The sequence below is a fragment of the Corallococcus llansteffanensis genome, assembly GCF_003612055.1.
Classification (GTDB): domain Bacteria; phylum Myxococcota; class Myxococcia; order Myxococcales; family Myxococcaceae; genus Corallococcus; species Corallococcus llansteffanensis.
Map to the genome: position 1 here is coordinate 1 of NZ_RAWB01000038.1, position 23,468 is coordinate 23,468.

Sequence of the window (23,468 nt, forward strand, 5' to 3'; positions counted from 1 at the left end):
CCTCTCCGCTCAGCAGGGGGAAGGTGATGGGTGCCGTGCCGGGGACGAGGGGCGGCGGGAGCAGCGTCCCGAGGTCCCGCTCCACGGTGGAGCACAGGAGGGTCCGCTCGCCGGTTCCGGAGAGCGTCTGCAGCATGGCGCCCACCACCTCGTCGGTGGTGTCGAGGAGCACCGGCGACGGGGACGGTTGAACGGGCGGCGTGGTGCGCGTCATGACGGCGTTCGTCGAGCGGGCGTGCCCCAGCAGGTGCTGCTCCACGTCGACCAGGGCCACGCGCACGAAGTCCCGGGCGGGAGCCGTGGCCGTGGCGGGCCAGAGCTGCACGCTGGTCCCCATGCGCCCCTGGGGCAGCAGCCCGAGGCGCCGGAACGGGGCATTCGGCACTGGCGCGGGCAGGCCCATGCTCACGGCCCCCGAGCCCGTGGCGCGGCGAACCTGACCGGTGCCGGTGGCGTTGGTCGTCAGGGTGTCCAGGCCGTCGATGGGCGCGGCCAGGTGCGCGTTGACCAGGTGGACGGTGCGCGCGTCCTGGACGGCCTGCGTGCGCTGATCCGTGCCGACGAGGCCCGAGGCCCACAGCGTGTTCGCGGAGCCGGGCACCAGGAAGGCGTTGGCGAGCTGCTGCCACCACGCGGCGACCGCGCCCGCATCGACGGGGCGCCCGCGAAAATCGAAGGCCCAGAGCTTCACCGGCAGGCTCGCTCGGGCAACCAGCAGCGGCTGGAACACGCCATTGATGCGTCCTGCGCGCTTGAGGTCCGACATGGGCAGCGGACCGTTGATCAGCGCCGTACCCGTCTCCAACTTCAGGCCCAGTACTTGCGCCTGCTGCGAGGCATTGCCGAGTCCCACCAGCGTGGGGTCCACGTCCCAGCGGTTCGTGTTGAGCGCGGCGGGCTCAAGCAACTCAATGGCAAGCGTGCGCACGCGGGCCCGGGAGCGGGTCCCGGCCGTGGGCGCTCGCCCATCCGGCGGGCCGAGGACGCCGCTCAGCAGCGCATCGAGGCGGGCCTCCACCTCGGGCAGCAGGGTGAAGAGGGCCACGAGGTGGCCGGTGCCAAAGGGCGCGGCGCCACCATCCACGCCTCGCAGCAGGCGGGGCGAGGGCCGCTGCAGCGACTGTGGGGCCGTCTGGACGTGCATGGACAGGGTGCCCGTGGCGGGAGGAAGCCACGCCATCCCCGCCGGCAACGTCAGGGACACGGACAGGTCGTCACCCGGCGCGGGGAGGGCGCCGAGCGGGTTGTTGAACCACGGGCCCAGGGCGGGCGACACCAGCCCGAGCTGCTCGGAGGAAGGAATCAGCGGGGGCATGGCATTCCTCAGGGGCTTTCCAGGGTGCAGAGGACGGGCGGGCTCGTGCGCCCCATCGGGTCGCGCAGGCATACGCGGTAGCGGGTCCCCACGGGGACGACCCGGGTGTCCGTCACGCGGAACAGCCCGTCCGCGCCGCGCCCGCCCGACGCTTGCGGCAGGTCCGCATGGAGCGTCTTGATGCGCTCGAGCTGCTCACCCGGCAGCTGCCGGTCGACTTCGAAGACGTAGCGGCCCACCGGCCCCCCATCCAACAGCGGGTCCTCGTGACCGAAGCGCAGCTGGGCCGGGGTGGCCTGCTGCTGGACCGTCAGCCCCGTCACCGGCTCGGGAGGAAGCTGCGGCACGAAGGTGGTGGCCACCAGGGCGCTGGGCTCGCTCCATGCGGCCGGCGGTCCTCCTCCCGGCGCGGGCGCGGCGCGGACCTGCGCACGCCACGTGTAGCGGAGGAAGGGACGCAGCGTCTTCGCGGGTGACAGCGGGGACGCGCCCGTGTCGGAGAACTCCACCTCCTGCATGCCGTCGGGCCCGGAGGCCGGGGCAATGGGGCCCTGGGTCACCACCACCATGCGGTTGATGTCCTGGCCCCCTTCGATTCCGCGCAGCAGGCGGAACTCCGCGGCAGTGAAGGTGCCTCGGGGCACGCGGATGCGCACCCGCGCGGTCAGCGGCTGGCCGGGTTGCTCGGGCCGGGCGGAGACCTCCAGCACCGGCCGCTGCGGGCTGTCGTCGCGGAGCACCGCCACCGGCACCAGGATGGACTCGGAGAAGGGAGACTCCACCTGGGCCTCGCTCACGGAGACAACCCGGTAGAACGAGAGCACGAGCAGGGACGCGGGCAGGTCGTGCTCCAGGCGCTGTTCGCCGGGCGTGGCCGGAGCGTCGATGGGCGCTCCCACGGGCTCGAAGAGCTCCCTGCCGAAGAGGGACGCCTCGCGCTCGAACAGGGGCGCGCGTGAGGCCGCGTCGGAGGCGACAGCCAGTGCGTCGAGCGCGGCCCGGGCCCGCGGCGCCTCGGGACCGGCCAGCTCGACGAGCCGCCGGAGGTGGTGCAGCAGGCGCCGCTCATCCGAGTAGAACAGCCGGAAGGCGCGCTGGCCCGTGGCGGTGGTGAAGGCGAGCCGCACGCGCGCGCGGCCCGTGGCGTCGGGGCGGGTGGTGAAGCGCAGGCCCGGGGCCACCGCGGGTGTGAGGGCCGAGCGCGGGTCTCTCAACACCAGCCGCTGGGGCTCCGAGTTGGCTGAAGCCGCGCCGCCCGTGTCCACGAAGCCGGCCACCAGGGTGACCTCGCGCCGACCGGCGCGCTCGAGGGGCGGACCCGGAAGGTCGAAGGACAGCTGCGTCGCCGTGCCCACGTTCTGCACGGAGGGGACGCCGTCGAGGGTGACCTCCACCCGGTCGAGCAGGTTCGCGCCTGGCGCCAGCGCTCCAGGCGCGGGCACCGGCACGCGCACGCGCAGCGTCCCCGAGAGCATCCCCAGCGGCATGGGCGAGGGAACCGGGGGCTGCACATAGTCGACGCGGAGCGTGGGCGCGGGCGGTGGGGGCCTCGCGAGGGCCGCGGCCGTCACCGCACCGACGGCGCCCCAGCGGCCGATGAGGTCTCGCTGTGCGACGCGGTACGTGACCTGGCCAGCGGGCGCGGTGGTGTCCACCAGCTCGCCGCGCGTCGGTTCGGTGAGTCGGTTCGGCACCAGCGGGCGGGCGCGTCCCCCTGCCACCCGGTGCAGGCTCGTGAAGGTGGAGCCTTCGCCGCGGATGAAGGAGACGGTGCCGCCATCGAGGAGGTTGCTCACCGGGACCACCACCTGCCGCCGGGCCTGTGGCACGGCGCGGGGCATCCAGGGCCCGAGCCGCACGGGCCCGAGCGTGGGGGCCGGGGGCGCGGCGGGCGTGCGGGCCACCGCGGCGCACAGCACCACGGCCATCTCGGTGGGCTCGAACAACGCGCGGGTGGACGGCGCGGAAGCGTCGCCGGTGGACACGAGGGGCTCGACGTCGATGGGCGGGTGTCGCGAGCGCCAGGTGCCCGCGATGATGTAGGCCACCACGTTCCCGGCCGTCGTCGTCGGTGGTGACAGGTCCGCGTCGAACAGGCCCACCCAGCTCGCGATGCCCGGGTCATGGAGCGCCTGGTACAGCAGCGAGAGCGTTCCCATCGTCAGCGCGTTGTTCGCCCCGCCTCCCCCGGGGCCGTTGAGCGGCTTGCTCTCGTTCAGCGCTTCGGGCGTGGCGGTGTTGATGAGGGATTGGAGGCGACTGTTGATCTCGGGGATGAGCGCCGCCAGGCGCGTCTGCTCTTCCTGGGGCGTGGCGGTGGGGCAGCTCGCGGGCTCCACGGCCTCCGGTGATTCGTCCATGCCCCGTCGCCGAGGTGCGGTGCGCAAGAGCCGCGCGACGGCCTGGGCATTCGCATCGGTGATGCCCTGGTAGAAGGTGCCGCTGGGGATGGGCAGGGCCATGCGCCGCCAGAGCGGCGTGTTCGCGTCCCGGGCCGCGTCGAGCACGTCCTGGGCCGCGAGCCAGCGCACCTCCGTCACGGTGGTCTTCCCCGTGAGCACGATGGCGTTGATGGGCGTCGCGGTCACCGTGTAGGGCGACCCCGCTTTGCTCACGACCAGGGTGCGGCCCGTCGGGGTGAAGGCGTAGGCGTCCAGGGTCAGGTTGACCAGGTTGTCCGTCTCCACCGTGAGCCAGGTGCACGTCCCCGTCTCCGGCAGGTAGCCGGTGACGGGGCTGCCGGTACTGACGTTGAACGGCGGGAACAGGGGATTGCCATTGGCGTCACGCCAGTCGATGTCGCGACGGATCAGCGAGGTCGCGGGGAAGCCCAGGTTGTGACGGAACACCCGCAGGTGCGTGCGGGGAAGGGCCATCTCCGGGTGCGGCAGCAGCCGGAAGTAGAGCCCCGCTCCGTCCAGGTGCGGGGCCGTGCCGGGGTCCATGGCCAGTCCCCCCAGCTCGTCGGGCGCGGCGAGGACGTAGGCCTGGATGCTGTCGAGGTTGGCGGGGCTCATCCGAGCACCTCCAGGGCGAGGGCGGACCCCTGTGCGAACACGAGGCGACGGCCGCGAAGCTGTACGCCGCCGCGGATCAGCGTGATGTCGAGCAGCCGGCTGGCCGCGTCGATGGGAAGCGGACTGACCGGCGCGAGCAGCAGGCGCGTCCCCGCGCGGTCCCTCCGGACGACGGAGAGCGCGGCCTCCAGCACGGGGGCACCGTTGGCCGTGAGCCGGTGGAGCGAGGCCTGCTGGAGCTCAAGCCTGCCGGGCCGGTGCAGCGGCTCCTCCGCTTCCAGGAGGAGGCCCACGAGGCGGAAGGGTGTCCCCGGTTGCATCAGCAGCACCACGCGGGGCTCGCGCGGGGCCGGCCACGGATCCAACCCAAGCACGGCCAGCGTGTCCTCGAGCGCGCGGTCATCGTCGAGCAGCGGCGTGCCAGGCACGGCGGCGGCCACCGCCACCTCCGAGGGGAGGAAGGGACTTGGGAGCGGCTCCGTCAGCCCCAGCGCGTCGAGCAGCGCGCGGGGGCTGGGGTAGCGCGAGGCGCGGATCAACGCCTGGGCGAAGAGGGGTGCGTCGGCCGCGTGGGGCGCGGAGAGGAGCGGGGCCGCGAGCTGAAGCTCGTAGGCCGCGCCCGGCACGAGCGTGGGCCGGACCACCAGGGTGCTGCCGTCGAACCGCGGCACCTTCAGGCAGGGCGCGCGCGTGGCGAGGTCCTGGAGGCGCCGTTGCAGGGGCTGCAGGGCCTCGATGGGGAGCGGCTCCCAGGTGGCGGGCACGCCCTGGCCCAGGTCCGGTAGGGCCTGCTGGCCCGCGTCCACCGTCCCCGCGGGCGGGTCGGTGCGTCGGAGGCGCACGGCCAGGGTGCGGCCGTACTTCCCGAGCAGCCGGCTCACGTGCTCCACCTGGAAGTGCACCCGCAGCGGGGCGTCCGGGAAGTGCGGGGCGCTGGCGTCGCCCGGGTCCAGTCCCAGCAGGTAGCGCGACAGGTTGCGCGGATCGAACGTCGTCTCGTTCGTGACGTCGGGCGGTGGCGCGGACAGTGACGCCACCGCGGGCGCGGTGCGGAAGTGGAACGCGGTGGTGGCGGAGTGCATCGGGCCGGGCGCGGCCCAGGGATCCGCCGGAGGTTCGAGCTGCTCGGTGAGCTCACCCCCGCTGGTGCGGCGCGACCAGGTCTGGACGTCCCAGTGGGCCTCGAGCGTGTAGGGGGTGTTGGCCTCCAGCAGGGGCCGCCCCAATGTCCGCAGGGCCAGCTCGTTCCACTGCGTCACCTGCGCCTGGCGTGACGCCTGGTCCCGCTGTCGCCGCAGCTCCGCCTCCTGCGTGACGCCGGAGACACTGAGCAGCGCGAGGTGCCGGCCCTTGCAGGGGGGAAGCCGGACCGAACGCCACGTTGCGCCCGGCGGGGGCTGGTAGCGGACCATCGTGTGGCCGGGCGGGGGATTGCCGACGAGCTGGGAGTTCCAGGCGACCTGGGTTCCGTCCACGCGCGTGCCCATGAGCTGCGGCAGGCTGGTCTCCACGTCCGTCAGCCCGCTGAGGGACGAGGGGCCCTCGAACTCGTAGCGCAGCTCGACGAGGGTGCAGAAGCCATGGCCCCCGGTGAGCCGGACCTTGACGATGTTCGCCGTGCTGCTGGTGAGGAAGAGGGTGAGGTCCTTCGCGATTTCAATCTGGCGATGGGCCGTGCCGATGACGGTGTTGTTGAACCTCAGCGCTTGCAGCGTGATGTCGCCGCCGGGCTGGACGTCGTCGTCCGTCCGGTGCAGCACGTAGAAGGTCACCCGGACCCGGGAGGCGACCTTGTTCAGGCGGATCTCGATGCCGCCATGCCCGAAGGCAATCGCATGGCGGTCGGTGGGCACCGTCTCCAGGACCTTCATTGCCTCCACTCCGTCGGGGCCCGAGAGGGACAGGTACCGCTGGCCTTCGTGCATGAGGTCCGTGGACTGCAGGCCCACCGACAGGTCGTGGTAGCGGTGGGCGCGGCTGCGTTGGCCCGTCTGTTCGTCGTCACGTCGGACCAGGGCCAGCACGACCTGGGGCTGGAGCAGCGGCGAGGCGAAGCGCACGTCCATCCCGGCCTGTCCCGCGAAGAGGGTCCGGTCCCGGAAGGACGTCGGCTCCCAGGCCGCGCTCACGATGGGCGCGGGGGCGCCGCTCCCGTAGGCCGTGGGGAGCGCGCGCACCGTGCTGACGGTGACCTCGATGCCCTGGGAGAGGAGGTCGTCCAGGCTGCTCGCCAGCGGCGTCCCGGCGGTGAGGAACTCGGTGACGACGGCGGACACCCGCGAGGAGAACGGCGGCGCGCTCGGAGCGTGGGGAGGCAGGAGCACCTTGTCATCGTCGAGCCGCCGGGCCGCCTGGCCGACGGCACTCGCCGGGAGCGCCGCCGGTGAGGGCTTGCACAGGCGCACCAGGCTCTCCACCGGATCTCCAGGCAGCAGCGGGCCTCCGCTCTCCAGGAGGTTGTAGGCCCACCGGTAGGGCTCGCCCACGATGAGCTGGAGATCCCTCGCGCCGTCCCCCAGAGACGCCTCGCCCTCCTGCGGAAGCGAGGGCCGGTGCGAGGGCAGCACCCAGAGCGCGTCCAGGCTCGGGGAGACCGGACCGCTCGGCCCGCGCAGGCGAATGGAGCGCACGCGGTAGGCATGCCGCACCTCCCCCTGGCCCACCCAGGCCGAGCCGTCGAGCGGAGGCGGCCGGAAGTGGGTCGCCGTATCCAGCGCCAGCGTCACCGGGCTGGTGAAGTGCAGCACGGGGATGGCGTCCGGCCACACCGTGGCGCCCTGACCCGCCGTCGTCGAGGCCTGGCCGATGCGGCGCTGCTGCGGGGTGACCAGGTCCAGGCCGCTGACGGGCGGCGGTGGGGGCACCGTGCTGTCCCCGTCGCCGATGCTCACGTCGCCGCAGACCTTCTTCTTGAAGCGCCAGAAGCCGACCCTGCCGCAGATGCGGCCGCGCAGCTGCATCACGTCCGCGCCCCCGCTGACGTCCACGTAGCGGAAGCCCAGCTCGCCGCTGAGGCCGGCGCTCAGTCCGAGGAAGCGCGCCTCGCCCTCGACGCGCACCGCGGCGCCCAGCGTCAGCGGGTTGGTGCCGATGCCGGCGAGCATCTCCGCCATGGCACGCAGGCCGAGGACGCCGTTGCCCCAGTCCATCTCGTAGAGGGAGCCGAAGCCCACGGAGAAGCCGTCGAAGGACAGCTCGGCGCGCCCGCCCAGGTTCTTGAGGCCGCGCTCCTCGATCATCAGGAAGGTGGAGGACTCCGCATCGAGGCGGCCGGGCAGGATGACCGTGCGGACGGGCTGGCCGGTGCGGCCCTCGAAGCCGTCCGCGCCCACGCGCAGGTACGCCGCGGGTCCCGAGGCCCGAGGGAAGAAGCCGGACACAGGGACGTCCACGCGCAACAGCCGCCGCCAGTCGTAGGTGCCACGGATGCCCAGCACCACGCCGCTGGAGTCCACCGCGAGCAGGCCGAGCAGCCGGGCCGAGGTGTCTCCCGTCGGATCCTTGTCCCGCTCGGTGGCGGGCTCGGGCCGGCTGAGGAAGCGCCCGTCGACGCCGAAGACCACGGACAGGTCGGGCAGTTGCAGCGCGAGCATGCCGCGCGCGTGGAAGCTGTAGCCCTGGTCGGCCAGGGTGCCCACCACGGCGCCCAGGCCCAGCGCCCATTGGCCCCGCTTGGGGACGTACTTCTGCTCCGGGGGCAGTCGGTACCAGCCGAGCTCGCGCTCCACCACGTCGCCTGCGGGGAGCGCGGCGAGGTTGCGCGCGCCGTTGGAGACGAAGCGGCCGGAGAAGCCGAAGAGGCCCAGGCCGGTGGTGAAGAGGGGGATGGGCGTGGAGAAGGTGGTGTCCACCTGCACGGTGAAGAAGCCCTGGTCCCCGAAGGCCACGGCCCCGGCGCAGGAGATGCCCGCGGGGATGACCTGGAGCTGCACGGCGCCGCGCAGGCCCCCGTCCGCGTCGCGCGCCAGCCGGCCCTGGCCCTCCAGCACCCCGGGCACGCGGACGCTCACGTCCAGGCCGCGCAGGGCCACGTCCACATTCCCCCCGCTGAAGGTGAGGCGCAGCGTGGCGCCGGAGACGCGCACCACGCCCAGGTCGAGCGCGAAGCCCAGATCCAGCTCCACCCACGAGGAGCCCGCGCCCACCCGTGCGCTGGTGACGCGCAGCAACTGCCCCAGGGCCCCCTGCATGCTCCAGCGTCCAGGGTCCTCCACGTCGATGTCGGCGTCCTCGAAGACGAGGCTGAGGTTGTCAGGGAAGGACAGGCGCGTGTCCACGAGCACGCCGACGCCGCGGTAGCGAAGCTGGAGCGGCTCCTGGGTCTTCACGCCCAGCGCGTCCACGTGGAGCGCGACGCTGTAGTCCACGGTGAAGCGGAAGCGCGAGTCCTCCAACTCGCCGAGCCCGAGCATGCGGAACTCCGCCTCCACGGAGTGGAGCACCGTCTCCGCCGAGGGCACCGCCCGGGTGAGCAGCGCGGAAGCGGACAGCAGCGCGAGCATGCGCGCGCCCAGGTTGTCGAGGCCGGCGGCCGACAGCCCGGGCAGCAGGCCCGGCGCGAGCGCCAGCGTCGTGGCGGTGAGCGGATCATTCGTGCGCCGCCACCCCGAGGGCTCGCCGCGCGAGTCGAAGCGCAGGGTGAGGAGCGTCTCTCCGCTGCGCACGTCATGGGTGAAGCGCCCGAGCATCGTGTGCTCGTCGGCCCGCGTCCCGCGCGCGTCCTGCAACTCCACGAGCCGCCGCGGGGTGTTCGGGTCCGGGTTCGCGGGGTCCTGCACCGACGTCGGATCCTCGGGGAGCGGCAGCCCCTGCTGGACCCAGGTGACGGAGACCTCCACCAGGGTAGGGGTGGCATCGGCGCGGTCATTGACCTGCGGGCTGTCCCAGATGACGCGGGCTCGGACGGCGTAGGGATAGCTGGGGTCGGACGGCGCCGCGGGCGCGGTGGGGGTCCAGTCCGTGCCGGGCACGTAGACCTCGCGCTCCAGCTCCGGCAGCGAGTCCGGCTCCGGCTGCGGCCCCGGCGCGGGTTCCAGGGGCTTCGTGCTGTGGGCGTAGACGGTGGCCCGGCGGTAGTCGGGGCGGGGCGGGCGCGCCTGGTTCGCCACCTTCTTCGCCGGGTCGTCACTGCCGAGCTTCCCCGCGTACAGGTGCTCCATCAGCCCGCCGACGAACGGCGTCGTGGGGAACGCGACGTCGAGCCCTGTCGGCACGAGGGACGCGTCGAAGGCGTAGTAGCCCGGGAGCACCGCCTCGCCCGGGAGCAGCGGATCGAACTCGCCGCGCAGGAGGATGCGGTTGCCCGCGGGAGTGGTGGCGGGAATGCCCGCCTCCGCGAGCGCCTGCGTGAGCAGCGCCCCCACGCCCTGCGCGCGCCGCCCCGCCAGGGGCGTGTTGAAGCCATCCGAGCCGAGGTCGTTGGTCCGGCCCACGATGAGGAACCGCACGTTGGCGTCGTACGCATGCCAGGGCCGCGCGAAGTCGGCGAGCGCGCCCCGGAAGCCCTCGGGTGAGCCCCGGGCGCCACCCTCCAGGAACAGGGGCTCCTCACCCCCATGCGCCATGAAGAGGCTGAAGGTGGCGTCCGAGGGGCGCTCCGGTGTGGAGGTAGGGGGCGGCCCGTTCCCGGGCTCCGGGGTCGTGAGGCCCGTCTTCACGGTGACGCGCGCGACCGTGTCGGACTTCACCTCGGCGGTGCCTCCCACCCCGAGCCGCGCCACGCCCTCGGCCGGCTGGAGGGCGTGCACCGAGTGCCAGCTGCGCAGCGAGTGGGCCGGCTCGACCGCGAGCGCCTTCAGCCGGGTGCCGTCGCGCAGGAAGATGCCGGCCTCGCAGCCGATGACGAGCTCGCCGCGCTCGAGCAGTTGGATGAGGACGCGCCGCTGGTGGGCGCCCGAGCGGGCTCTCAGCAGGTGGTAGCCCAGGGTCCCCCGGACGATGGGGCCAGGGAGCTGGTTGAGCGCGCCGAGGGTGAAGGTGGAGCCCGTGAACGTGGCGCGCTCGCCCGACAGGTCCCAGCGCCACTCCGTCCGGCTGTCGTCGCTGGTGCTGAACACCAGGCCCGCCAGCTCCGCGGGGGTGCCGCTCACATGGAGGACGTTGAGCACGCGCCTGCCGGGGCCGAGGCGCAGGTCGATGCGGGGCCCCTGCTCGGGCCTGTTGTTGACGAAGACGAAGGTGGTCGTGCCCAGGCCGAGGGGCTTGCCGTCATCGTCGCGAAGCCGGGCCTCGAGCCTCAGCTCCTGGCCGGGCAGGGCGACGAAGTCCGGCGAGGTCAGCCCCGTGGCGGTGCTTGCATCGGGCAGGACCCAGCTCACCTCGAGCCCCTGGGGCGGCTGGGGCAGGTGGGCTCGCACGCGCGGGGGCGCGTCTGCTGGCACGGCGACGCTGAAGCGGCGGGTGTCCAGCTTCGTGAGGGGCAGGGCGGTGGGGTTGCCCTCGGCGAAGAGCTGGACCTTTCCGGCGAGCGGATCCGTGTGGGCGGCGAGGTCGCGGCCGAGCTCCGCGTTCACCTCGAGCTGGAGGCCGAAGGGGCTGCCGAGGAGGAGGTCCTTGATGCCCAGGGAGGCGCGGCCGAGGACGGGCGTGTCTCCCGGGAAGTAGAACGTGGCCTCCTCGAGGGCGATGCCCTGCCAGGAGGCACCCTGTCCGCGGGCCAGCACGGCGTCGGGGGTGACGGCGGTGGAGCTGTCGATGACGACCTTGCGGACCGTGACGCCGACGTTCCCCATGACGAAATGGGGCGGCTCGAACCAGCATTGGAAGACGGCGCCCGCGGGCGCGTCCGGGTCGAAGGGGTCGGGGCTGTCCACGAACCCGGTGTCGAAGCCGCCGTCGGGGCGCAGCTCGAAGCGGTAGACGCCGCTGGCGACCAGCCGGGCCTTGCGGCCATTCGCGTCCTTGATCAGGTGCGCGGGGTGGACGCCCTCCGCCGGCACCAGCTGGGCGGCGGTGAAGGGCATGGGCACCGACACCCGGTTCAACAGCAGGTCGAGCGTGAAGCCCGTGGGCGTGGGCTCCACGGTCTGCCCGGCACCCGGCGTGGCGCGCCGGAAGGCGAGCTGGAAGGGGACGCCGTAGCGAAGGTCGGAGGTGTCGACCTCACGTCCGGCGTGGGGGGGCAGGGCGCCCAGGGGGGAGCGCAGGGTGCCCTGATGGATGAAGGCGCTCTGGCTCTCCAGCGTTCGGACGTCGAGCACCGCCAGCTGCTCGAGCACCCGGGCGACCTCGGCGGGCACCATGGAGGGCGAGCCCGGAGGTGCCCAGCCGATGAGGTCGAGGATGCTGATGCCCCTGCGCAGGTCCGCCATTCCCAACCCCCAGGGGCCGGCATGGTGGAGCCCTCACCTGTCCGCTGCCACGTCCCCCCGGGGTGGCGTCACTGTCGGGGGGCTCGCGGAGCCCTCTCCCTCAGGGGAGGACGCGGATGTCCTCCGGGAACACGGGGTCCACTTCGTACTCCCCGAGGAACTCTCCACTGAAGCCCTGGATGACGACGCGCTGGCCCTGCTCCAGCCCGCTCACGTCGATGCCCGTGCCCGCATTGACGAACACGGTGGTGGGGCCGGTGCCGTCATCCACCTCGAACTTGAACCCATAGGGAAAGTCGTCCTCGATGTCGCTGACGATGGTGCCCTTGATGCGGACGAGTCGGCCCTCCGTCTCCTCGCTCACGTCTCCCGTCTTCACCGGGTGGGGCTGGGGCACGTTCGCCGTGCCCAGCACCTCGATGGAGGTCGGAGCGACGCTGAGCACCCCTCCGAAGGACTGGGTCAGCGTGCCCGTCACCCGGACCACCTGGCCGACCTGGATGTCCGCGTCGAGCGAGTCGAGGATGTAGATGCCGACCTTCTTCTCCTGGATGGCGAAGCCGTTGTCATTGGGGAAGAAGCCCCCGGTGAACGACGTCGCCACGCCCACGACCGTCACGACGCTGTCCAGCGGCTGCTGGCGCGCCTCGGCGATGGAGCCGTGCGGGCCCTTCGCCAGGACCGCGCCTGGAACAGCGAGGACCACCACCGCGAGCAGCGCGGCCAGCCCGACCTTCCACTGCGTCCCTGCCTTGTTCATGGAGTGCTCCGGGGTCTGCGGGGTGCGTCCGGTCTTGTACGCCGATGGGCTCGCACGCGCAGTCACACCCCCGCCGCAGGGTTCAATGCCCACCAGTGGGCTTCATGCGGGTGGGAACATACCGACAGTGCGGGCTTCTTGAGCCCGCGAGTCCGTCCCCGACCTGGAGACACCCTCGAGCTAGGACCCGGGGTGCAGGGGGCTCCAGGCGAGTTCGAGGAGTCTCCCGGCGTGCGCTGAAATCACGTATACGCCCCGGCAACAAATTTCGCGGCACACGAGCGGCCCGCTGGGGGGAGGTCACGCCCCCGTGACTGCTCTGGAGGAATGGATGGAGTTGTCGAGTCTCGAGTCGAATTTCTGGGCCATCGCACCGGGTGTCATCGGTGCCGTGGGGCTGCTCTTCTCCGCGTTCTTCTACTTCCGCGTCAAGTCGCTCCCGGACGGTGACGCGACGATGAACCGCATCGCGGGCTACATCCGCGAAGGCGCCATGGCGTTCCTCGTCCGCGAGTACAAGGTGCTCGCGGTCTACTGCGCGGTCATCGCGGTGGTCATCGGCCTGACGTTGGGTTGGCTGGCGAGCGGCAGCTTCGTGCTGGGCGCGTTCCTGTCGCTGCTCGCGGGCTACATCGGCATGAAGGCCGCGACGTACGCGAACGTGCGCACCGCGCAGGCCGCCCGCACCGGCTCGAAGCCGAACGCGCTCCTGGTCGCCCTGGATGGCGGCGCCGTGATGGGGCTCGCGGTCGCCGGCCTGGGCCTGATCGGCATGGGCGGCGTCTACTACGCGTTCCAGGGGAACGCGCACCTGGCCCCCATCCTCCACTCCTTTGCCGTGGGGGCGAGCTCCATCGCGCTCTTCGCGCGGGTGGGCGGCGGCATCTACACCAAGGCCGCCGACGTCGGCTCCGACATCGCCGGCAAGGTCATCGAGAACATCCCCGAGGACGACCCGCGCAACCCCGGCGTCATCGCCGACAACGTGGGCGACAACGTGGGTGACGTGGCCGGCATGGGCGCGGACATCTACGAGTCCATGGTGGCCGCCCTCGTCGCCGCGATGGCCATCGCGCTGACCGCCAATGCGTCGGACCTCTCCCGGCTCGTGGTGGACCCCTCGTCGACGGGGCTCGCGAAGGTGGCGGGCGTGGTGCTCCCGCTCGTGCTGTCCGCGGTGGGCCTGGTGGTCAGCCTGCTGAGCATCTTCATCGCGCGCGCCCTCAAGCACATGAACCCCGCGCAGGTCCTGCGCAGCGCCCTCATCATGCCCCCCGTCATCCTGGTGGGGCTGTCGTACGTGATGATGCAGGTGTTCGGCCTCTCGCAGGCCATCACGGTGGCGCTGGCCGCGGGCGCCTTCGGCGGTGCCATCATCGGCCTCGTCACGGACTACTACACCTCGTCCACGCCGGTGCAGCGCATCGCGGAGTCCTCCATCACGGGCGCGGGCACCAACCTCATCCGCGGCCTCGCCGTCGGCATGGAGAGCGTGGGCATCTCGATGGCCACCATTGCCCTGGTGGCCTACATCGCGGACCGGGCGCTCGGCCTGTACGGCATCGCGATGGCGGCCGTGGGCATGCTGGGCGGCACGGCCGTCGTGATGACGGTGGACGCCTACGGCCCCATCTCCGACAACGCGGGCGGCATCTCCGAGATGTCGGGGCTCGGCCCCGAAACGCGCGCCATCACCGACGAGCTGGACGCGGTGGGCAACACCACGGCGGCCATCGGCAAGGGCTTCGCCATCGGCTCGGCGACGCTCACCGTCATCGCGCTCTTCTCGGCGTTCAACCTCGAGGTCAACCACACGCGCCTCGCCGCCGGTCTGCCGGAGATGAGCCTGCTGCTGACCAACCCCAACGTCATCGTGGGCATGCTGCTGGGCTCCATCCTCCCGTTCCTGGTGGGCGCCTCGACGATGCTCGCCGTGGGTCGCGCCGCGGGCGCCATCGTGGAGGAGATCGGCCGTCAGTTCCGCGAGATTCCGGGGCTGATGGAGCTCAAGGCGGATCCGGATCCCAAGAAGATCGTCGACATCGCGACCAAGAGCGCGCTGCGCGAGATGATCTTCCCGGGCCTCGTCGCCATCGTCGCCCCGCCGCTGGTGGGCTACGTGCTGGGGCCCTCGGCGCTGGCGGGCCTCCTGGCCGGCGCGCTCGTCGTCGGCGCCACGATGGCCCTCTACATGGCCAACGCGGGTGGCGCGTGGGACAACGCCAAGAAGTACATCGAGAAGGGCAAGCTGCCGGGCCACGCGAAGGGCTCGCAGGTCCACAAGGCCGCCGTCGTCGGTGACATGGTGGGCGACCCGTTCAAGGACACCTCGGGCCCTGGCGTCGCCATCCTCATCAAGGTCATGAGCGTCGTCTCGCTGCTCGTGGCCTCCCTCATCGCGCTCCGGTAGCCAGCGCTCGCGGCGCGGCGCCTTGGGACCCAAGGCGCCGCACCCGGGCTGGCAGCCGTTCGAGCCCCTGCTGTAGGACAGCGAACATCCGGCCAGGCGCTGTCGGCCCGGGCCCTGGGGCGGTGGGCGAGCGCGTGGTTACACTCCAAGGGAGGAGTGCCACCGCTGTTCCGCTGACAGTGAGGTGTCCCATGGTCCTGGAGCTCTCCCCGCAGCAAGTCCACCTCCTCCACGCCTGCCTGGCCGAAAGCAGCGAGGAGCTGCACGACGAGGTCCTCCACACCGACCAGCGCGAGATGCGCGGGGAGCTGAGGGCGAAGCTCGAACAGTTGCAGGCCCTCCAGCGTCAGGTGGAAGCCCTGCTGCGGCAGGAACAGCCGTCCCTCTGACGCGGGCTGCACGGCAAGTCCGTGAGCCCCTGACAGGGCTGTCTCCAGCGGCTTCCCGTCGCGCGTGCCAGGACTGGCACGTTCGCTCGGCCGGGCTGACTTCGGGTGAGACCCAAGGCCTTGAAGTTCGTGCCCTCCCGGGGCTTCGGACGTCGTGGCACCCCGCTTGAAGTGGGAGGGCTCCGCAACCCCAGGAGCCCTCCACCCATGAATCCCCAGCAGCCCTCGAAGACGTCCCCTGTTGTTTCACTCCTCTTGAGCCTCGCGGCGGTCGCCACCGGCTGTGGCGCCGGCAGCGAAGCCCCGTCCGGGGTCGCGTCCCAATCCCAGTCGCTGGAGGGGCTGCCCGCGACCTGCCAGGACATCCGGACGGCCCAGCCGAGCGCGCCGGATGGCCCCTATCTGCTGTACGTCGGTGGGAAGGCCGCCCTCGCCTGGACCGCCTGGTGCCACGACATGGCCGGCACTCCGAAGGAGTACCTGACCCTGGAGCAGACCGGGAGTGGCTCCAATTACTCTCAATACCTCGCGGGCGGGAACTCGACCGGCACCACGGTGCGGACCTCCTATACGCGGCTGCGCATCAACCCCGTGACGCTGCGGGTGGACACGGCGGACCCGACGTTCTCCACCTCCACGGGCTCCCTCCTGCACAGCCCGGTGCAGGTGACGTCCATGCCCTACGCGGTGGGCATGTCCTGCAACAGCACCCAGGCCCAGGCCCAGGTCGACCTGCGCGGGACGCCGTTCGCGGTGGCCCCGGGCCAGCTCTCGCTCGGAGGTTCGAGTCCCCAGGGCAGCGCGGTCTACAGCGAGGCGGATCAGGTGGTCGGCCTGTCGGGAGGCGGCTCCTGCGGCTGGATGGGCCCTCCGGGCAGCTACAACCCCTTCAACCAGAGCGGCGCGGCGCTCCAGCTCCAGTATCGCTCCAATGCCCTGCCCACGACCTGCCAGGACCTCCAGGCCTCCCAGCCGGGCAGCCCTGACGGCGACTACACGTTGTATGTCAACAGGGACGGTCTCAAGCCGTGGGTGGCGTATTGCCGGAACATGGCCGGCACCCCGTCCGAGTACCTCACGCTCGCGCAGACCGGCGCCAGCTCCAACTACTCCCAGTACACCGCGGGCGGGAACTCCCCGGGCACCCACGTGCGCACCGTGTACACGCGCCTGCGCCTGGACCCCGTGACGCTCCGGGTGAACACGGCGGACCAGACCTTCTCCACCTCCACCGGGGCGCTCAGTCACGGCGGCGCGCCGGTGACCTCCATGCCCTACGCCGCGGCGATGGGGTGCTCCACGTGGGGCGTGGGCAACGTCGACCTCCGGGGCACCCCGTTCGCGGTGGCGCCGGGCCAGTTCCGCGTCGGTGGCATCTCCTCGAGCGGGTCCTTCAACTACAGCCAGGCGAACCAGGTGGTCGCGCTGTCGGGCTACGGTGGCTGTGGTTGGGTCGGCCCCGTGGGCAGCTTCAACCCGTTCAACCAGAGCGGGCAGCCCCTGCCCCTCGTCTACGCCGCGCCCCAGTAGACCGGGCCTCCCGCACCTCGGGTGGCACCAGGATCGCTTCCCTGGTGCCGCTCGTGCTTCTACGGCGCGTCCGCGAGCGTGTACTGGAAGTCGTAGGTGTGCTTGCCGCCCGCTTCGATGACGATGTTCATCGAGCCGGAGAGTCCCGTGAGCTCCCCCGTCCCGGAGTCCGGCACGACGGTCACGGAGAGCTGTGGCGCTCCTCGCGTCATCGTCCCCGAGTGCTGGAGCGCGAAGGTGCCGCTCCGGCCGTGCAGGGTCCCGCTGACGCGCTCCAGCGCGACGTAGCCGGCGGAGCCCTCCACGGCCGTGCGCACCGCGAGCATCTGCCCCTGGCTCGTGGCCTCCAGGTCGCCGTGATAGCGCTTGTCGAGCGCCAGCCGGCCCGGGGCCGCCTCCACCGCTCCGGCCTCCTGGGCCATGGGGGTGAGCTTGACGTCGAAAGGTCCACTCGCACGCTTCGTCATGGTCGTTCCTCTCCAGGTTTCAGGGGGCCACGGATATGCCATTTCCCCGCCCGTGGATTGGAAGAACGCGACACCCGGGCGCCTTAGGAACTGCTTAAGACCTCTTCTCTACCGTGGTGGACACACTCGGTCAGGGGGCTGCCACATGGGCGACGACGAACGGACGCATCACCAGGGACTCCAGCAGGACCTGCGCTTGCTGGCGACGCGCACGGACCGCAGGCAGCTGCTGCGGTGGATGGCGTTCACCAGCCTCATTCCCCTCGTGGGCTGCGGCGGTGAGGACACCGGCGGCGGTGACGCTTCGGGGTGTTCGAAGATCCCGGAGGAGACGGCCGGCCCCTATCCCGGTGACGGCTCCAACGGAGCCAACGCCCTGGTGCTGTCGGGCATCGTCCGCAGCGACCTTCGCTCCAGCATCGCGGGCGCGAGCGGGGTCGCGCAGGGCGTCCCGTTGACCATCACCCTCACCCTGGTTGACAGCACGGACGGCTGCACCCCGCTGGCCGGCCACGCCATCTACCTGTGGCACTGCGACCGCGCGGGCCTGTACTCGATGTATTCGTCCGGCGTCACCCAGGAGAACTACCTGCGCGGGGTGCAGGAGACGGACAGCGAGGGCCGGGTGACGTTCACCAGCATCTTCCCGGCCTGCTACAGCGGGCGTTGGCCGCACATCCACTTCGAGGTGTATCCCTCCCTGGGCGCGGCCACCTCCTCCGGCAACAAGCTGGCCACGTCCCAGCTCGCCCTGCCGGAGGCCGTCTGCGACGAGGTCTTCGCCACCACGGGCTACTCCCAGAGCGTCCGCAACCTGGGGCAGATCAGCCTTGCGAGCGACAACGTCTTCCGCGACGGCGCGTCCTCGCAGCTCGCGTCCGTCACCGGCAACACCTCCGACGGCTACGTCGCCACCCTGGTCGTGGGCATCACGACCTGACGCCTCCCGCGGTGGTTCTCCAGGGAGGGGTGCTGAGCACCTGGGAGAACCACCCTGGCGCTGTTTTCTCGAAAATCGAGCAGAAAACGTATTGGACGGTTTGTTTGCTTGGCGGGGGGAACCGGTCCAGGTCGATTCAACCCCTCACGCGAGGGTAGAGGTTTACAGCAGCCGTGCTCGCTAGGCTGTGTCGAGGCGTGGCTGATCGCGGCTCTCCGGGGACGTCTGGCATCCGCCGCTGGCCTGGCCAAGTGATGTCCTGTGGGGGGAGTGCCAATGAAAACAATGACGTTGAGCAGGGTTCGGGTCGTGGCGGGCTTGTGCCTCGGGCTGCTGCTGGGCGGGGGCGGCTGCGTCGGAAGCGAGCTGGACGACCCGGCTCCGCTGGAGCGCGGCGGGCTCTCCCAGGCGTTCACGGCGTCCAACGGCCTGTCCACGAATGGGCTTTCCACGAACGGTCTGTCCACGAATGGGCTTTCCACGAATGGGCTGTCCACGAACGGGCTTTCCACGAATGGGCTGTCGGCTCTTTCGTTCACGACGTGGTTCAATGGCAATGCGTCCGTCGCCTACTCCGACATGGTGATGAAGTATGTCGTTGCCTGCGCACTGCCTTCCGGTCAGACGCGCGTCTGGACCAATCCCACCACGGGCGTCAGCTACTCCTGGCCGGGAGCGCTGGGGCTCGCCACCGGCTGGGCCCAGGGCAACGCCGCCACCGTAGCGGAGCAGCAGCGGCTCTCCGCCTGCCTTGCCGCGCACGTCAACAAGTTCGGCGTCGCGGTTCCCATCTCGGTCCGGGGCCGTGATGCGACGGGCGCCGCCATTCCCGTGACCTCCAGCGAGGCCGCCGACTACTCGGAGCCCGAGGCGTGCTTCTTCGGGAACCTGTTCACCGCCGAGGGCATCTACGTCGGCAACGACCGGGTCCTCAAGAAGTCGGAGAGCACCGCTCGGGCCTGCGGGCTCTCCGCTCAAGGTCCCGGTGGGAGCGTGGAGTGTGCTCCGCTCCAGCACGTGGGCCGGTGCGCCACCGTCTGCACCCGCGACAAGACGCACAGCTTCTGGATGAGCTGTGTCGTCAACGGCATCACCTACGAGCCCCTCACCACCCAACTGCGTCCCCAGGACATCTACCAATGCGGGGATGGCACCTGCCAGTTCACCGAGTCATGCGGCGGGGGCGGGACCTACGACAGCTGCTCCTCCGACTGCGGGACCTGCGAGGCGCCCAGGTCCGATTCCAAGCATCCGTGAGCCTGAGCCAGCTGATGTCATTGGGGGGGAGCTAAAATGAAAACACAGACGTCGTTCTCGGGTCGGGTCGTGACTGGAATGTGCTTCGGGCTGTTCCTTGGCGCGGGAGGCTGCGTCGGAAGCGAGCTGGACGAACCGGTGCCCCTGGAGCGGGGCGAACTCTCGCAGGAGGCCACCACCACCAACGGGCTGTCCACGAACGGCCTGTCCACGAACGGGCTGTCCACGAATGGGTTGTCCACGAACGGGCTGTCCACCAATGGCTTGTCTACGAACGGCCTGTCGGCCAGCTCGTTCTCCAGGTGGTTCAATGCCAACGAGTCAACGGCATACTCGAGCATGGTGATGAAGTATGTCGTTGCCTGCGCCTTGCCAGCCGGCCAGACGCGCACCTGGACCAATCCCACCACGGGCGTCGGCTACTCCTGGCCGGGCATGCTGGGCCTGGCCCCTGCCTGGGCCAATGGCAGCCCCGCCACCGTGGCGGAACAGCAAGTGGTCTCCGCCTGCCTGGCCGCGCATGTCAACAAGTTCGGGATGTCGGTTTCCATCTCGGTGCGGGGCCGCGATGCGGCGGGCGCCGCCATCCCCGTGGCGTCCCGTGAGGACACCCTCTTCACGGCGCAGGAGGGATGCTTCTTCGGCAACCTGTTCAACGGCGCGGGCATCTTCGTTGGCCACGACAGCCTGCTCAACAGGGCGGAGAGCACCGCCCGGGCCTGCGGGCTCTCGGCCCAGGCTTCCGGCGGGAGCACGGAGTGTCCTCCGCTCTACCACGTCGGCTCGTGCGCCAGTGCCTGCATCCTCGATGAGACGCGCGCCTTCTGGAAGAAGTGCGTCGTCAATGGCGTCTCCTTCGTGCCGCTCACCACCCGCCTGCGTCCCCAGGACATCTACCGCTGCGGGGATGGCACCTGCCAGTTCACCGAGTCGTGCGGCGTGGGCTCCGTCTACAACAGCTGTGCCTCCGACTGCGGGAGCTGCGGTTCGTCCGGGACCGGGAGTCGGTGAGCGGCCTCTGCTGAGCGGGGCGGGCAGGGCGCAGGGCCTGCGCCCCCGCCCGCGCCGTCACTTCGCCTTCGCCGGAGCGAAGTCGAACGGCTTGTCCTGGGCGATCAGCATCACGCACTCGGACTCCGCCGCGCACTTGTTCGCGTGCACCACCTTCCCGGGCTGGTCCCAGGTGCTGCCGGCCTCGACCGGGCCCGTCGGGGTGATGCCCTCGGAGGTGTTCGTCATCCGGCCCTTCACCAGCACCCCGTGGTAGTCGGCGGAGTGGGTGTGCGGCCCCGAGTCGAACCCCGCGGGAAACTTCATCAGCAGCGCGTACGGGCCCTTCTTCATGTCGCCCCAGAGGACGTGCACCGACGGCCCGCCCGGCACCATCTCCGTCCAGGTGAGCTTGTCATACGAGGTCTGCTGGTACGCGGCCGCTTCCGCCTTGCCCTTGGCGGCGGCGAGCGAGAAGGCGGAGACGACGACGAGGGCGGCGGTGAGCTTGGAGAAGGTCTTCACGGTGGGCACTCCTGGGTGGAAGAGACGCCCCGGAGGATGACGACAAGGGGCCTCTGCGAAAATGCCCGTTTGCGCAGGGCACCTCTGCGAGAATGCAGACCATGCCCCAGTGGAGCGACCTGCAGCACTTCCTGGCCATCGCGAGGGGCGGGAGCCTCTCCGCGGCCGCCCGTCAGTTGAAGGTCGACCAGACCACCGTGGGCCGGCGCCTGACGGTGCTGGAGCGGGAGCTGGGGGCCCGCCTCTTCGACCGGACGCCCGCGGGCTTCCGTCCCACGGCCGTGGCCCTGCGCATCCTCCCGGCCGCGGAGGCGGTGGAGGCGGAGGCCCTGCGGGTGGAGCGGCTGGCCAGCGGCGAGGACCTGCGCCCCTCCGGGCCGGTGACGGTCACCGCGACGGACTCCTTCCTCGTCTACAACGTGCTGCCGTGGCTGGCCGGCTTCCGGGAGCGCCATCCGGAGATCGAACTCCACCTGCTCTCCGGCTACGAGGCCCTGTCGCTCGTGCGCCGCGAGGCCGACGTGGCCATCCGGCTGATCCGTCCCCAGGAGCCCTCCCTGCGGGCCCGGAAGGTGGCGGCCATCGGCATCGTGCCCTTCGCCTCCAGGGACTACCTGGCCCGCATGGGGCCGGTGCGCTTCGACGCGGGGCTCCAGGGGCACACCGTGGTGGGGTACGCGCAGGACTCGCGGCGCTGGCCCGAGTCCAAGTGGCTGGACGTGCACGCGGCGCGCGCCACCGTCGCGGTGAGGCTGACGTCCATCCTCGGGCTCCTCCAGGCCGCGCGCGAGGGTCTGGGGGTGACGCTGCTGCCGGCGTCCTTCGGCCACCTCTACCCGGAGCTCGTGCCCCTGCGCGATGTCCTGCCCGAACTGGAGCGGACCGTGTGGCTGGTGTTCCACGAGGACCTGGCCAACAACGCGCGGGTGCGCGCGGTGGTGGACTTCCTGGCGGAGACCATTGGCGCGCAGACCGCGCGGCTCGCGAAGGCGCCCGCGCTCCCACGGCGGGGGCGCGCCAGGGGGGCTACCCGAAGCGCGCGGTGAAGGGCTGCCACCCCCGCGCGCTCCCCCTCGCTCACGGCGTCCCGAGCCGCTTGCCCCGGGCGAACTCCAGGCCCAGCAGGTTCCCGCGCTGGTGGATGGGATCCAACAGGACCTTCTGGATGCGCCAGCCCTCGGAGGCCGTCTTCACCACGTCGTGGGTGTAGCGCCCCACCAGCGTCCACTCCTGCGGCACGCCGTCCAGCTTGAAGAAGTGGGACACCTCCGCGTAGGCCATCACCGTCGCGTGGGTGTCGCTGGTGAACTCGGTGCGCACCGTGTTGGCGGTGGAGTGCTGCACCCGCGTGAAGCACGCCAGCGCCTGGTCCCCGAACTTCGCCAGCACCGCGCGCGGCTGCGTGGTGGGCGGCACGCCCATGAAGCGCGAGTAGTCCGACGTCACCTCCGGCGCGAAGACGCGCTCCCAGCGGCTCCAGTCGCCCGTGTCCTTGCCGTGGTCGATGGCCTGCCCGTACTCGGCCACCAGCTCCTGGATGGCAATCCAATCCAGCGTGTACTCCAGGTTCTTCTCTCGCATCGCCGTCTGCCTCTCTCGAAGTAGGGAGGGCGCGAGGGTTTCACCGTTCGCGGCCCCAACGCAATCTCGCGTCACGCGGTGGTGAGCAGGCGTTCGGTGGTGTCGCGCAGCGTGCGCCGCGTGGCCTCGTCCTCGGCGGCCGGGGGCCACGGGTGTTCGGTCTCCTCGACGAGCCAGCGGGCCTCGCCGGGCGGTGACCAGCGCTCCCGGGCGAGGATGCGCGCCAGCCGGGCGGCGCAGACCTGCGGCGTCTCCCAGGTGTGCTTCACCAGCGACAGGAGCCAGCCCACCGGGCCCGGACGCGCGCCCAGGTCCGTGCGCACCACGCCGGGGTGGAGGACGACGACGTCGAGCTCCGGGTGCTCGCGGGCGACGTCGCGCATGGCGAGCGCGAAGCAGAGCTTGGTGTCGCAGTAGGTGCGGATGCTGGAGAAGTCCTCGCCCGTGGGCGTGCGGGCGGCGTCGAAGCGGCCCTTCATCAGCAGGCCGGCGCTCACCACCATGACGCGGCGCAGGTGCCCGGCGTCCAGCAGCGCGCGCTGCATCCCCAGCGGCGCGAGGTGGTTGACGACGAAGGCCGTCTCCCACCCCTCCGCGGTGAGCACCCGCTTCGACGGCCACAGCCCGGCGTTGTGGATGAGCGTCGCGCCCGGGGTGACGACCTCCGCCAGCCGCGCTCCCAACTGGCGCGCCCCGGAGAGCGACGAGAGGTCCCCCGGCACCGCGAGGGCCCGGCCCCCCTTGCGCTCGATGTCGGCGACCAGCGCCTCCAGGCGGGCCACATCCCGCGCCACGAGGACCAGACGGTCGTCCCGCTGCCCGGCGAGGGTGAGGGCCAGTGCGTGGCCGATACCGCGAGAAGCGCCCGTGAGGATGAGGTCCGTCATGGGGCCCAGCGTGACTGGCTTGTTCCGGAAATGGAAGTTTATTCCAATTGAGGTTGGGATTGTCGGTGCGGTCGACGTGGCACGTCGCGA

Annotated in this window: 15 protein-coding genes; 7 read left to right on the plus strand and 8 right to left on the minus strand. The window is 71.4% G+C overall.

What is annotated here, in order from left to right:
• The 4 genes from D7V93_RS05895 to D7V93_RS44775 form a co-directional block, all read right to left on the minus strand.
• Positions 1 to 1,315, minus strand: a 1,315-nt coding sequence (locus tag D7V93_RS05895; protein ID WP_147451054.1) for a hypothetical protein, incomplete at its 3' end; no start/stop codon positions are given.
• Positions 1,316 to 1,323: 8 nt separating this feature from the next.
• On the minus strand, positions 1,324 to 4,332 hold the full coding sequence (locus D7V93_RS05900; RefSeq protein ID WP_120642433.1) for a hypothetical protein: 3,009 nt from the start codon (positions 4,330 to 4,332) through the stop codon (positions 1,324 to 1,326).
• Positions 4,329 to 11,642 (minus strand): hypothetical protein, encoded by a 7,314-nt coding sequence (locus D7V93_RS05905; RefSeq protein ID WP_120642434.1) that lies wholly within the window; start codon positions 11,640 to 11,642, stop codon positions 4,329 to 4,331. Before D7V93_RS05905 ends, D7V93_RS05900 begins: the two co-directional genes overlap by 4 nt.
• A 100-nt stretch (positions 11,643 to 11,742) precedes the next feature.
• Complete coding sequence (locus D7V93_RS44775) at positions 11,743 to 12,402, minus strand: single stranded DNA-binding domain-containing protein (RefSeq protein WP_158623654.1); 660 nt, start codon at positions 12,400 to 12,402, stop codon at positions 11,743 to 11,745.
• 331 nt (positions 12,403 to 12,733) lie between these two features.
• Here D7V93_RS44775 and D7V93_RS05915 point away from each other — a divergent pair, with 331 nt between their 5' ends.
• The 3 genes from D7V93_RS05915 to D7V93_RS05925 all read left to right on the plus strand — a co-directional run bounded on the left by D7V93_RS05915 (position 12,734) and on the right by D7V93_RS05925 (position 16,731).
• Entirely contained in the window at positions 12,734 to 14,812 is a 2,079-nt protein-coding gene (locus D7V93_RS05915; protein WP_120642435.1) for a sodium-translocating pyrophosphatase, read from the plus strand.
• A 191-nt stretch (positions 14,813 to 15,003) separates the two neighbouring features.
• Positions 15,004 to 15,201, plus strand: coding sequence for a hypothetical protein (locus D7V93_RS05920; RefSeq protein ID WP_120642436.1), 198 nt, complete (start codon positions 15,004 to 15,006; stop codon positions 15,199 to 15,201).
• A gap of 207 nt (positions 15,202 to 15,408) precedes the next feature.
• Positions 15,409 to 16,731, plus strand: a complete 1,323-nt coding sequence (locus D7V93_RS05925) for a GON domain-containing protein (protein ID WP_120642437.1) — start codon at positions 15,409 to 15,411, stop codon at positions 16,729 to 16,731.
• A gap of 59 nt (positions 16,732 to 16,790) precedes the next feature.
• Here the strand turns inward: D7V93_RS05925 and D7V93_RS05930 are convergent, their stop codons facing one another.
• Entirely contained in the window at positions 16,791 to 17,198 is a 408-nt protein-coding gene (locus tag D7V93_RS05930) for a DUF3224 domain-containing protein (RefSeq protein WP_120642438.1), read from the minus strand.
• 145 nt (positions 17,199 to 17,343) lie between these two features.
• Between D7V93_RS05930 and D7V93_RS05935 the strand changes: the two genes are divergently transcribed.
• The 3 genes from D7V93_RS05935 (at position 17,344) to D7V93_RS05945 (ending at position 20,406) form a co-directional block, all read left to right on the plus strand.
• Positions 17,344 to 18,138 (plus strand): intradiol ring-cleavage dioxygenase, encoded by a 795-nt coding sequence (locus D7V93_RS05935; protein WP_120642439.1) that lies wholly within the window; start codon positions 17,344 to 17,346, stop codon positions 18,136 to 18,138.
• Between the two features lie 309 nt (positions 18,139 to 18,447).
• Positions 18,448 to 19,395: a hypothetical protein gene (locus tag D7V93_RS05940; RefSeq protein ID WP_244237132.1), complete on the plus strand. Its 948-nt coding sequence runs from the start codon at positions 18,448 to 18,450 to the stop codon at positions 19,393 to 19,395.
• A 36-nt stretch (positions 19,396 to 19,431) separates the two neighbouring features.
• Positions 19,432 to 20,406: a hypothetical protein gene (locus tag D7V93_RS05945; RefSeq protein WP_120642441.1), complete on the plus strand. Its 975-nt coding sequence runs from the start codon at positions 19,432 to 19,434 to the stop codon at positions 20,404 to 20,406.
• Positions 20,407 to 20,463: 57 nt separating this feature from the next.
• Here the strand turns inward: D7V93_RS05945 and D7V93_RS05950 are convergent, their stop codons facing one another.
• Positions 20,464 to 20,910 carry a DUF4437 domain-containing protein gene (locus tag D7V93_RS05950; protein ID WP_120642442.1) on the minus strand — a complete coding sequence of 149 codons (447 nt, stop codon included), beginning with the start codon at positions 20,908 to 20,910 and terminating at the stop codon, positions 20,464 to 20,466.
• 101 nt (positions 20,911 to 21,011) lie between these two features.
• On the opposite strand from D7V93_RS05950, the gene D7V93_RS05955 reads away from it, so the two are divergent.
• On the plus strand, positions 21,012 to 21,956 hold the full coding sequence (locus tag D7V93_RS05955; RefSeq protein WP_158623655.1) for a LysR family transcriptional regulator: 945 nt from the start codon (positions 21,012 to 21,014) through the stop codon (positions 21,954 to 21,956).
• Positions 21,957 to 21,987: 31 nt separating this feature from the next.
• Here the strand turns inward: D7V93_RS05955 and D7V93_RS05960 are convergent, their stop codons facing one another.
• Both D7V93_RS05960 and D7V93_RS05965 read right to left on the minus strand, forming a co-directional pair.
• The gene (locus D7V93_RS05960; RefSeq protein WP_120642444.1) at positions 21,988 to 22,491 is read right to left on the minus strand and encodes a nuclear transport factor 2 family protein; all 504 of its coding nucleotides are present in this window, start codon (positions 22,489 to 22,491) and stop codon (positions 21,988 to 21,990) included.
• A gap of 71 nt (positions 22,492 to 22,562) precedes the next feature.
• Positions 22,563 to 23,378 carry an SDR family NAD(P)-dependent oxidoreductase gene (locus D7V93_RS05965; RefSeq protein WP_120642445.1) on the minus strand — a complete coding sequence of 272 codons (816 nt, stop codon included), beginning with the start codon at positions 23,376 to 23,378 and terminating at the stop codon, positions 22,563 to 22,565.
• Positions 23,379 to 23,468 lie beyond the last annotated feature (90 nt).